Here is an 11,693-nt window from a genome sequence, read left to right as displayed (position 1 = left end):
CCATAAGCTTACTGTTCATTGACTAAATTTTGACACAAAAAAAATACGTATCCGAGTGACTTGAGCATAAAAGACTCAAGACCACTGCGAATACGTATTTGATATTAACTATTAGAGTGAAGCCGATACCCCTTGATAAATAAGGTTAACCGATACTTCCTTCCATTTCGAATTTGATTAAACGGTTCATTTCGACCGCATATTCCATCGGCAGTTCTTTCGTGAACGGCTCGATGAAGCCCATAACGATCATTTGAGTCGCTTCAGCTTCTGTGAGGCCGCGGCTCATCAAGTAGAACAGCTGCTCCTCAGAAACTTTAGACACGGTCGCTTCGTGCTCAAGCACGATGTTATCGTTCATAATTTCATTGTAAGGAATAGTATCCGAAGTGGATTCGTTATCCAAAATGAGCGTATCACATTTGATGTTCGATTTCGCACCTTCTGCCTGACGGCCGAAGGAAGCAAGACCACGATAAGTTACTTTACCGCCGTGCTTACTGATCGATTTCGAGACAATAGTGGATGTTGTGTCTGGAGCCAGATGGATCATCTTGGCACCTGCATCCTGATGCTGGTTTTTACCCGCTACCGCAATGGACAGTACTGAACCTTTAGCGCCACGGCCTTTAAGAACCACCGCAGGGTATTTCATAGTCAGCTTGGAACCGATGTTGCCATCGACCCATTCCATCGTAGCATTCTCTTCTGCAACCGCACGTTTAGTAACGAGGTTGTAGATATTTGGAGCCCAGTTCTGGATTGTAGTATAACGAACGCGAGCGTTCTTCATACACAGGATTTCAACAACTGCACTATGCAGGGAGTTCGTGCTGTAGATTGGAGCTGTACATCCTTCTACATAATGCACAAAGCTGTCTTCGTCCGCTAAGATCAAAGTACGCTCAAATTGTCCCATGTTCTCGGAGTTAATACGGAAGTAAGCCTGCAAAGGAACCTCGCATTTTACACCCTTAGGAACATAGATGAAGCTTCCGCCTGACCAAACGGCACTGTTAAGTGCAGCAAACTTGTTGTCAGCAGGTGGAATGATCGTTCCGAAGAACTTCTTGAACAATTCCGGATGTTCACGAAGTGCAGTGTCGGTATCTGTAAAAATTACCCCTTGATCTTCAAGGCTCTTCTGCATGCTGTGGTATACAACCTCAGATTCATATTGTGCCGAGACACCAGCGAGGAATTTTTGTTCCGCTTCTGGGATACCCAGTTTATCAAAGGTTTCTTTAATTTCAGAAGGTACTTCTTCCCAAGTCTTTCCTTGCTTCTCGGAAGGTCTTACATAATACTGGATATCATCGAAATCGAGATCATCCAAGTTGCCGCCCCATTTTGGCATCGGCATTTTGTAAAATTGCTCTAGAGATTTTAAGCGGAAGTCAAGCATCCACTGTGGTTCATTTTTGATTGCTGAAATTTCTTTAACAATTTCGGCCGTCAAACCTTTACCAGACTGGAATATCGACTTATGCTCATCACGGAACCCGTACTGGTATTCTTCCATATCAGGCGCTTTCTTAGCCATGGTGTCAGCCTCCTTGTTCTACTGTTATTTATGTTGCTCTTCTTCGTCAATTCCTTTACGAAGCGCGTTCCAAGCCAGTGTAGCGCATTTGATCCGCGCAGGGAATTTATTCACACCCGATAGGGCTTCAATATCTTCATAATCTCCAAAATCCACGTCTTCACCCTTCATCAGTAAGGAGAAGTTATCGGCTAGTTCAAGTGCACGTTCAACCGTCTGTCCTTTGATCGCTTCAGTCATCATCGAAGCCGACGACATACTGATCGAACAACCTTCACCGTTATAACGGGCATCTTTTACAATTCCATCTTCTACCTTAAGCTGAAGTGTAATACGGTCACCACAAGTTGGGTTATTCAGTTCAATTTTCAGAGCATCATCTTCAAATGAACCACGATTCCGAGGACTTTTATAATGATCCATAATTACGCGTCTGTACAAGTCATCCAAGTTCATAGCCGAAGTACTCCTTTGTCTTGATTAAAGCGTCCACCAGTCGATCTACATCCTGCTCTGTATTATACAGGTAAAAGCTCGCCCGTGCTGTAGAGCTAGCTTCCAGCCAGCGCATCAGCGGCTGACAGCAGTGATGGCCAGCACGGATGGCAATGCCCTCCGCATCTAACACTGTAGCGACATCATGCGGGTGAACGTCACCCAGATTAAAAGTAACAACGCCAACTTCACGACTCATGGGACCATAAATGGTCAAGCCATCAATTTCAGATAGACGCTGCTCTGCGTATGCTGCAAGCTTCTTCTCATGGCTGTGAATCTCATCCATACCGATTTCCTGTAAGAAATCTACGGCTGCACCTAATCCAACAGCACCAGCAATGATCGGTGTACCTCCCTCAAACTTCCAAGGGAGTTCTTTCCATGTCGATTCATAGAGACCTACATCATCAATCATTTCGCCACCAAACTCAACAGGCTCCATGGCTTCGAGTAGTGCTCTTTTGCCGTACAAAGCTCCAATTCCAGTCGGTGCTAGCATTTTATGTCCGGAAAGTGCATAGAAATCACAATCCAGATCTTGCATATCGACCTTCATATGAGGCGTGCTCTGTGCACCGTCTACGACAATGACCGCACCGTGACGATGAGCAATAGCCGCAAGCTCTTTAATCGGATGTGTAACTCCCATAACGTTAGATACATAAGCGATAGCAACGATCTTGGTTTTATCCGTAATCGTCTTCTCAGCATCTTCAAGTGTAATCGTTCCGTCGGGCTGCAACGGTATATATTTTAATGTAGCACCTGTCTTCTTAGCTAGCTGCTGCCAAGGAATCAAATTACTATGATGTTCCATCAGAGTGATGACAATTTCGTCGCCTTCACCCACTGCAGATGGCCCGTAAGAAGAGGCTACAAGATTTAGAGCAGTGGTCGTACCGCGCGTAAAGATAATTTCTTTAGTGCTGCGGGCGTTAATAAACTTAGCTAGCTTCTCCCGGGCTCCCTCGTAGGCATCTGTTGCACGGCTGCCTAGAGTATGAACGCCACGGTGAACGTTGGCGTTATCCCACTCATAATACGACTTGACCGCCTCAATCACTTGGCGAGGCTTCTGTGAAGTAGCGGCACTGTCTAGATAGACTAGTGGATGCCCGTTCACATTTTGGTTCAGTATGGGAAATTGCTCCCGGATGGCGTTGCTAATCATTGACCTAACTTCCTTTCCACAAGAGATTGGAGCTGATTGCGCAGTCCCTCTAGTGGAATTTGCGACACAACAGGAGCCAAGAAGCCATAGATGATCAGAGTTTCTGCATCATGCCGTGTAATTCCGCGGGACATCAGGTAAAAGACTTGCTCGTGATTGACCTGTCCTACGGAAGCGGCATGGCCTGCTGTAACATCATCTTCATCAATCAGCAGGATCGGGTTGGCGTCACCACGGGCTTTTGGACTCAGCATCAATACTTTCTCCGTTTGCTGACCGTCGGCTCTTGTAGCACCTTTCTCGATCTTGGTAATCCCGTTAATGATAGAAGTAGCATTATCACGCATAACCGCACGAGTGATCATGTCACTTGGGGTATTTTTGCCGAAATGCTGAGCTTGAGTAGTGTAATTCAGTTTCTGTGATCCCGTACCTACAGCAATTACTTTAGCATCCGAGCTAGAGCCATTGCCTTTGAGCACAGACTTGGTATCACTTGCTGTATCACCATAGTTCATCTCACCAACAATCCATTCGATGGTTCCGTCATTCTCAACAACAGCCCGGCGGTAAGTTACATCTGTTGTATCCACGCCCAGCTGATGTACTGTAGCATAACGAACTTTAGCACCTGCACCCACGAATACTTCTACAGCACCATTGTGCAATCCAGCTTCCTCTTTATCCGACACGTAGTTGTCTACGTATGTCAGGGAACTGTTAGTATCCGCTACAATCAGAATGTGAGGAACAAATGAAGCTTCCGCATCATCTGTTAAGAGCACCGCCTGAAGTGGAGTTTCAACCACTACATTCTTAGGAACATAGAGGAATACTCCACCGTTCCACAATGCTGCATGAAGCGCAGCGATAGAATGCTCGTCAGGCTGAATTGCCTTATGCAAGTAACGTTGTACCAAATCTCCGTGCTCTTTAACAGCCGTTTGCAAATCGGTAAAAATAACACCTTGTGCTGCAAGCTCAGGAGCCAGTCGTGTATATACTGCACCAGAGTTACGTTGAATAATCAGACTGCCTTCTTCCTGATCCTTGATCAAGGAGGAAATGGAAGCAGGTGCATCCTTCAGTGAAGCAATAGGTTCGCTTGCTTTGTAGCTACCATAATTGTTCACGTTCCAACGATCAATCCGTGTCTTCTCTAATTTAGGCAGTGTCAGAGTAGCTGCCAGTTCAAGTGCTTTCAAGCGGCTTTCTTTCAGCCAACCCGGTTCGCCGCTACTATGCGATAATTCGCTCAAGCGCTCGGCATCCACCGGAAGAATGGTCTGTGTCGTCATAAGTGTTCTCCTCCTTCCTGGCGTTTCTTACGCTTCTTGCCCTACTGTTTCGTCTTCAATTCCAAGTTCCTCTTTAATCCACTCATAGCCTTCAGCTTCCAGACGTTGTGCAAGCTCAGGACCGCCGGATTTCACAATTCTGCCCTGCATCATAACATGTACAAAATCAGGTTTGATGTAGTTCAAGAGACGTTGATAGTGGGTAATAACTAGGAAGCCGCGATCTTCACTCCGCATGGAGTTTACGCCTTCAGCTACAATTTTCAAAGCATCAATATCAAGACCAGAGTCAATTTCGTCCAGAATCACGATTTTTGGATCTAGCATCATCATTTGAAGAATTTCGTTACGTTTCTTCTCACCACCGGAGAAGCCTTCGTTCAGGTAACGGTGTAGAAACTCAGGATTCATGTCCAGTTCCTTCATCTTCGCTTCCATAAGACGGATAAAACGAATCAAAGAGATTTCGCTTCCCTCTTCACGACGGGCATTAATGGCAGAGCGCAAGAAATCGGAGTTCGTTACCCCGGAAATTTCACTCGGATACTGCATAGCAAGGAATAGACCTGCACGTGCGCGTTCATCAACCGCCATCTCCAGAAGGTCTTCACCTTCAAGTGTTGCCGTTCCTTCAGTTACTTCATATTTAGGGTGACCCATAAGTGCGGATGCCAAGGTACTTTTACCTGTACCGTTTGGTCCCATAATGGCGTGAATTTCGCCACCTTTCATTTGAAGGTTAATCCCCTTCAAAATCTCTTTTCCCTCAATCGTCGCTTTAAGTCCCTCAATGACAAAATCTGCTGCCATAATATTATTCCCTCCATTGATCGATTTGCGAAATCAAAAGTTGTATTGAAACAGGATGATCCTGATTCCCAGCACAATTAGATTCTATATCACATTATAATTATTATAAATTGAATCACAGTGATTATCAATGATTCTCAACAATTTTATAACAAACCCTGTTTTTTTACAAATATCTCTTTTTATTTCCCCTATGATATACCGTATAATTCCGCTATTTTCAGCGCTAATCACCCATACAGATTTTTGAGCGGCCTAACGCAAAAAATAAGACCTCCCGCAGGAAGCCTTATTTCATCCGCTTTATCGTTTAGCTAAGGTAAGAACGCAGCATCCATTGATGTTTCTCAAGATCACCACGAATTTTTATAAACATGTCAGATGTTGGCTGATCCTTAATTTCCTCGGCAAGCTCAATACCTTCTGTCAATTCTTCAGAAATGGTAGCGAAGTCTTCAATCAGTGACTGAACCATTCCCCGCGTATCCTCTTTACCGGTAGCTTCTTGTATCGTTGCCAATTCTAGATATTCTTTCATCGTCGCAGCTGGACTTCCTTTGATGCTCAGCAAACGTTCTGCAACTTCATCCATTTGGAGGGTCACTTCATTATATAGATCCTCAAATTTCACGTGAAGTGAGAAGAATTGTTCTCCTTTTACGTACCAATGAAAATTGTGAATTTTAACGTACAATACATTTAAGTTAGCAACCTGACGGTTCAAAATTTGTTCCAGTGAAGTTGTGTTTACTTTATTAGATGCTTTAGCCATGATATGATCCCATCCTTATCCTTTATATTTACCGGTTCACTTCATCTTTCGTCCGGCAGTAACTTGTCTATTCTTAATTTACCCCTTAGCATGTATGACGAAACAAGGAGAACCCTTCCATAAACCTTCGATTGAAATTATTAACACTAAAGACACTACCGATTACGTTAAAATTCTAATCCTTGCAAAAAAAACACAAGAGGCCCAAGGCCTCTTGTGTTTTGGATTTCGTAAGATTGTTCAGTCAGATCATAAGAAGCAATGCATCCGCACCTGTCATGCCTGGTACGATACCTAAACGCTCCGCTTCTAAGGTTACAGACTCCAATGGGGCAGCTAACAGCTGTGACAGTGTTCGTACACCAACTGCCCGGGCTGCGATAATTTGCCGATCACTGAGCTTCTCATTGAGCAGGCCAACATCCAGCGCACCACACATTATATAACCTCGGCTTGTGCTGATTGAGAGCAGCGTTGTTTTCGGAAGCTTAACCTCTACTCCGATCAGCGTATGTTCACCTACGGTAATAGGCTCCATGGTAACCAATAGCAGCACCTCCTTTATTAACGATCCACGTTGTATATGTATGCTCCACGCCCTGCTGATGTGCGGTTGGTAGTCCTAGGCTTTTCGTAAAAAACACAGTACCTTGGTCCCATTTTCTCTAGTGTCAGGTATATGATTATTACTTGTTTAATGTTATAGTTTATTTACATTCTTATAATTGTAAAGGAATGTTCAAACGAAAAGCTGGGGGATCTATGGACGAGAAACTACAACACACAGACGGCAACTATTTATTCAATGTCGACATCCTGATTAATGCCCGTACCAACCCGCTTGCATTGCAATATCTGCTTGAAATGTTGAACAATAATGACAAAATCACAGATTTCAACATTAACTCCGGTCTTGAATTGGGGAGAACCATTGACAGCTTGCTTCGTTCTGCCAAAATAGCCTTGAATCAAAGCTCTGCTCCTCCCACTTCATTAAAGCTGCCACCAAAGACCTCTAAGAAGCAGCTCGATAAACCGATAGATAAACAGGCAGATTTGCCTGCACAGCAGTCAGCTATTGAGACGCCAGCTGATGCATACGGGAAGATTCGACAGTACATTCAGAACAACCAATTAGTACGTTTACGAGCGAATCGGTACGGGAAACAAGTGTCCATGCCCTGTCGGATTTTAAATTTTGATGAAGCAGCCAACTCTATTAGTGTCTATCACGTGGATGAGAAACAGGTATACCGCTTTAATCTAAATGAGATTGACGAATTTCTGTAAGCGCATGCCTTTTATGCAAATAAGCACCCATTCTCTTAGAGAGAATGGGTGCTTATTTGCTGTTATCAAAGTCGCAATAGCCCTAAAACGGAGCTACTACCTCTTTGCACTTACTACGATCCCTTCATTTTCACGCAATGCCCAAATCCTGCTGGTCATTCTTAACGTCTAGAGCGTAGTTTTACGGGAGAATGCCTCTAGGGCTAGGAATAACCAACCCATAATAAAGCATACGCCACCAATAGGTGTAATCGCTCCAAGCACTTTAATCCCTGAGATACTCAGAACATACAAGCTACCTGAGAACAAAATAGTTCCTGCTATTAACAGACGTCCTGCCCAGCGTAACCGGGTGCTTTCTCCCCATTGCCCTACAATCAGTGCAATTAGAATCACACCAAGTGCATGTATCATGTGGTATTGCACACCGGTCTCATATACCTTCATATAATCTTCAGTGATCCTTGACTTTAGTAAATGAGCTCCGAAAGCACCTATTCCTACTGCCAGCATAGCTAGCAAAGCCCCCCAGGCCATCAATTTCCGTTGCATACCAATACAACTCCTTACTATTAGACTTCTTCTATCATAAACGATTGCAGGTTGCTTTTTCCAGCAGCCATTTACGAATTAGCCACAATCAGGGGTTGCTTTTTTAGCATCTATATGAAAAAGTGGATATTAACAACATTTCATTCTTATCTCTCAAGGAGTGCAACCCATGGACCTTAATTCTCTCTCAAAATCTAATGTGCCTACAGCAGAGGTAGGAAATCCCCAACCTTATCCGAGTCAACCAGATGTGGATTCTCAGTCTTCGTATCAAAAAGTAGATCGTGACTTACAACACTCTGGACCGGGTATTGCTTCTTTCATCATCAGCCTAGTGACCATTTTAGGTTATGCAGCCCTCTTTCTCTTCATTATTATGAAGGCTTCTTCAATGGTTAACGAGAACTCGAATCTACTAGCCGAATCATCGCAGTCCATCATGCTTCTCGGAATGACTGTTATTATTCTTTCAGCTCTAAATGTAATTGGTGTTGTCATCGGCATTATAGGACTCTCTATCCGGAAACGGCGTAAGGTGTTTGGCGTTATAGGCACCCTCATCAACGGTATGATTATCCTACTCTTTATGCTTCTTATTACTATTTTCTTAGTCAATGCTGGGACGCTATAACGTTTATTTCAAAATCAAAGATAAAAAGGCTGTTCCTGAAATGAACTGCACCCCGTCAAGTAGACAGTACAAAAAATAAAAGTAGTTTAAGCGGCCTTAGTCCTAAATTCAATGGGACTGAGGCCGTTTAATTTTGCCTGTAACCGTTCGTTATTGTAAAAGTGAATGTAGGTATCAATATCTGTTTGGAGTTCTTCAAAGGTCTGGTAGGTATGTAAGTGGTACTTCTCACATTTCATTGTTCCCCAGAAGGATTCCATCGGCCCATTGTCAATGCAACAGCCTACTCGGGACATGCTTTGCTTCAGTTGTGAATCGTCCAGCATCTTCTTAAAATGCAGAGAGGTATACTGGAAACCGCGGTCGCTATGGAGTAAGGTTCGGCTCTCCGGCGCTGCCTGTAATGCTAATTCCAGCGTGTTAAAAACTAGCGAATTATTATTGGAATGGCCCAGAACGTAAGCAACAATGGAATTGTCATACAGATCTTTTATTGCACTTAAATACGCCTTCTTACCCTTGCCGTATTTGAATTCAGTTACATCCGTTACCCATTTTTGGTTTGGAGCTTCCGCCTCAAAATTACGGTTTAGCACATTCTCCGCGACCTGCTGAGGCGTGGAGCCTACATACTTCTTTCTCTTTCTGCGGATGACAGACTGGATACCTTGGCGTCTCATGAGTCGGTATACTCGTTTTGCGTTAATAGATTTGTTCATTTGTCTGCGCAAATGCAGGGTCAATTGACGATACCCAAAGGTTCGTTCCACCTTCTCATACAAGAGAAGCATAGCCTCTGTCAGTTTCTCGTTTTCGGTCTCTCGGGAACTAGGTTTGCGATTCAACCATTTATAGTAACTTGACCGTGAAATCCCTACGATGTCACACATAAGTCGAATGGAGCAAGACTGTTCCTGTTGAACGGCTTGAATGGCCAGGTAGATGTTCTCCTGGCGAATGGTTCTTAACGTCTCCTCCTTTCGAGTTCCTCTAACTTTTTTAGAAAAGCATTCTCCGCACGCAGGCGTGCATTCTCGTACTCCAGCTTTTGCATCGCGAGTTTGTGGCGAGCTGCTTCCGTAAGTTCTTCGGGCGCTTTAGTACGTCCTCTGCCGTCACGTAACGCCTCTTCACCGCCTGCTTCGTACTTCTTTACCCAGCTATATATTTGTTGGTAAGACACGTGGAAATGGCTTGCCGCCTTCGTGTAGTCTTCTCCGTTCGAAAGGCAGTACAGCACGATATCTATCCGTTCCTGCCAAGTGGTTACGCGTCCTTTGGTCATAGCTTTAGATCCTCCTGAATGAGCTGTTAAGCTGTTGCTATGACCATTATACTTCCTAATCCAGTTGGCGAGTTGGGTTGAACTTGCAATCTTATACTTGCAGATGATTTGGTTTTGTGACAATCCTCCCTCGAGATAATCCTTAACGGCATGGAGTTTAAGTTCTGCGGAATACGTACGGTTGTGGCTTCGAACTTCCAGCCCTTCGTACCCATACAATTGATAACGTTGCCGCCACTTCACTATAGAGTTTTTGGATAATCCATACTTTCGGGCCGCAGCTTTCAAACCAATGTCGCCCCGTTCAATTTCTTGGAGAACCGTTAATTTTTCGAGTGCCGTATACTTCTTTTGTTCCATAAAAATACTCCCCATACAGCAGCAGGTTTTTATTATTTCGCCTGTCTACTATATGGGGAGCATATCAAAATCAATCAGGAACAGCCTTTTTGTTATTCATAAATAAGTTCTTTTATTTTGCAAGTGACAGCTTTGAAAGCACACGTTGTTTAACTGTTGCATCGCCTTCGACTGCTTTTTCTACATATTCAAAAACTACGGAATCATCCGTATTCAGCTTCTCAAGTACGCTCTCCATTCCAGCTGTAATCTCAAAAGCCGTAGGACCTTCTTTGGTCTCAATCTCAACAGAATGACTATCTATTTGTCCGACGTAAACGCCTGTTCCTTTAAGCACTTTAGCTTCTGGATTTGCAGTTGGTTTTGGTGCTGGTGTGCTTGGATTCTCTGTTGGTGCAGTTGTACTCGTACTTTCTGTAGGTACAGGTGTGCTTGTGCTCTCCTCTGTCGGTACTGGAGAAGCTGTTGCAGTTGGTTCTGCAGATGGCTGTGCTGAATTATTAGTAGCACCGCAAGCGGTTAAGGCTAGTGTTAATGCTGCGATTGCAGCTATGGCGGGTAAGGTACGTTGTTTTTTCATGTTGACTGCCTCCTCTATGTTTAGCTGTTGTTTTCAAAGTCATTTTCCACAAGCCTACTCCTTTAAACGTTATCAACTCTGCTAAGGTTTCATAATACGTTAATTATTAATAACTTCCATTGTTTAATAGGCATCCGCCGGATGCAGGCTGAAGCGGGGTTAATACAATAGTGTTGAGCCTGATTTATCCCTAAGGAGTGGTCGCCTTGAGAATCGATATCGGCTGCGGATCCAGTAAAGAAACAGGTTATCTCGGGATCGATCGTATCGCGGGTCCCGATGTGGATATTGTCTGTGACATTAGCCAAGGCATCCCTTTGCCGGACAATACCGCCGAGTTTGTAATGGCTAGTCGTGTATTACCCTATATGGAGGATTTATACGCGGTTATGTCGGAAATTCACAGAATTAGCATCCACAAAGCCATTGTTTGTATTCTGGCTCCTTATGCCCACAGCTTTGCCCATATGTCCAATCCTGCCTTCAAGCAAAAGTTTGATGAATATACTCCGCGTTATTTTACAGGGTCTTTTTTCAGCCTCCATCCGGTCCAGTATGCCCAGCAATTCCAGACTATCCCATACCCGTGCCGCCGTTCGATTATCGGTTGCTACGAATGGAGCTATTCTATCAATATCCATATGAAGATCCTCTTTACGAAACAGAAGAACTAGAAATATTAAAGACGCTTCAAGCCAATGTTGTGCATGAAATCATGTACCATTTCACCGTAATCAAAGATGATATTTCCATCCATGAGCTGGAATTGATGAGTAGAGGGCATTTCGCTGAACCCCGTGTTCTTATGAAACGCAGGCTAAAATCACACGATAGACAAACTTTCCTATAATTTATTGATGGGACATACAATTATACCCGATTTGTGTCATAGGCTAACATACA

13 protein-coding genes are annotated in these 11,693 nt (G+C 43.9%); 3 read left to right on the top strand and 10 right to left on the bottom strand.

What is annotated here, in order from left to right; all coding sequences use genetic code 11:
* Positions 1-145 precede the first annotated feature (145 nt).
* The 7 genes from sufB to R50345_RS08960 all read right to left on the bottom strand — a co-directional run bounded on the left by sufB (position 146) and on the right by R50345_RS08960 (position 6,639).
* Positions 146-1,543: a Fe-S cluster assembly protein SufB gene (sufB, locus tag R50345_RS08990; protein ID WP_042125862.1), complete on the bottom strand. Its 1,398-nt coding sequence runs from the start codon at positions 1,541-1,543 to the stop codon at positions 146-148.
* Between the two features lie 24 nt (positions 1,544-1,567).
* The gene (sufU, locus tag R50345_RS08985; protein WP_036684339.1) at positions 1,568-1,999 is read right to left on the bottom strand and encodes a Fe-S cluster assembly sulfur transfer protein SufU; all 432 of its coding nucleotides are present in this window, start codon (positions 1,997-1,999) and stop codon (positions 1,568-1,570) included.
* On the bottom strand, positions 1,986-3,212 hold the full coding sequence (locus tag R50345_RS08980; RefSeq protein ID WP_042125858.1) for a cysteine desulfurase: 1,227 nt from the start codon (positions 3,210-3,212) through the stop codon (positions 1,986-1,988). Before R50345_RS08980 ends, sufU begins: the two co-directional genes overlap by 14 nt.
* Entirely contained in the window at positions 3,209-4,510 is a 1,302-nt protein-coding gene (sufD, locus tag R50345_RS08975) for a Fe-S cluster assembly protein SufD (protein WP_042125856.1), read from the bottom strand. The genes R50345_RS08980 and sufD overlap by 4 nt, the downstream gene beginning before the upstream one ends.
* 27 nt (positions 4,511-4,537) lie before the next feature.
* Entirely contained in the window at positions 4,538-5,320 is a 783-nt protein-coding gene (sufC, locus tag R50345_RS08970; RefSeq protein ID WP_042125854.1) for a Fe-S cluster assembly ATPase SufC, read from the bottom strand.
* A 310-nt stretch (positions 5,321-5,630) separates the two neighbouring features.
* On the bottom strand, positions 5,631-6,092 hold the full coding sequence (locus tag R50345_RS08965; RefSeq protein WP_042125852.1) for a Dps family protein: 462 nt from the start codon (positions 6,090-6,092) through the stop codon (positions 5,631-5,633).
* A gap of 244 nt (positions 6,093-6,336) precedes the next feature.
* Positions 6,337-6,639 (bottom strand): YunC family protein, encoded by a 303-nt coding sequence (locus R50345_RS08960; RefSeq protein WP_042125850.1) that lies wholly within the window; start codon positions 6,637-6,639, stop codon positions 6,337-6,339.
* Between the two features lie 215 nt (positions 6,640-6,854).
* On the opposite strand from R50345_RS08960, the gene R50345_RS08955 reads away from it, so the two are divergent.
* Positions 6,855-7,382: a hypothetical protein gene (locus tag R50345_RS08955; protein ID WP_042125848.1), complete on the top strand. Its 528-nt coding sequence runs from the start codon at positions 6,855-6,857 to the stop codon at positions 7,380-7,382.
* A gap of 168 nt (positions 7,383-7,550) precedes the next feature.
* On the opposite strand, the gene R50345_RS08950 is transcribed toward R50345_RS08955, so the two are convergent.
* The gene (locus R50345_RS08950; RefSeq protein ID WP_042125846.1) at positions 7,551-7,934 is read right to left on the bottom strand and encodes a DUF423 domain-containing protein; all 384 of its coding nucleotides are present in this window, start codon (positions 7,932-7,934) and stop codon (positions 7,551-7,553) included.
* A gap of 169 nt (positions 7,935-8,103) precedes the next feature.
* Here R50345_RS08950 and R50345_RS08945 point away from each other — a divergent pair, with 169 nt between their 5' ends.
* Positions 8,104-8,565 (top strand): hypothetical protein, encoded by a 462-nt coding sequence (locus R50345_RS08945; RefSeq protein ID WP_052414530.1) that lies wholly within the window; start codon positions 8,104-8,106, stop codon positions 8,563-8,565.
* An 86-nt stretch (positions 8,566-8,651) separates the two neighbouring features.
* Here R50345_RS08945 and R50345_RS30730 read toward each other — a convergent pair.
* A protein-coding gene (locus tag R50345_RS30730; protein ID WP_139328618.1) for an IS3 family transposase occupies positions 8,652-10,210 on the bottom strand; the annotation gives its coding sequence in 2 pieces (ribosomal slippage) (positions 8,652-9,577 and positions 9,577-10,210; 1,560 coding nt in all).
* A 112-nt stretch (positions 10,211-10,322) separates the two neighbouring features.
* Complete coding sequence (locus R50345_RS08930; protein WP_042132001.1) at positions 10,323-10,790, bottom strand: hypothetical protein; 468 nt, start codon at positions 10,788-10,790, stop codon at positions 10,323-10,325.
* Between the two features lie 206 nt (positions 10,791-10,996).
* Here R50345_RS08930 and R50345_RS08925 point away from each other — a divergent pair, with 206 nt between their 5' ends.
* On the top strand, positions 10,997-11,464 hold the full coding sequence (locus R50345_RS08925; protein ID WP_197069764.1) for a methyltransferase domain-containing protein: 468 nt from the start codon (positions 10,997-10,999) through the stop codon (positions 11,462-11,464).
* Positions 11,465-11,693 lie beyond the last annotated feature (229 nt).

The sequence above is a fragment of the Paenibacillus sp. FSL R5-0345 genome, assembly GCF_000758585.1.
In the GTDB taxonomy this organism is placed as follows: Bacteria; Bacillota; Bacilli; order Paenibacillales; family Paenibacillaceae; genus Paenibacillus_AQ.
Note: the sequence above shows the minus strand (reverse complement) of the source record. Positions and strands in the feature narration are given on the sequence as shown.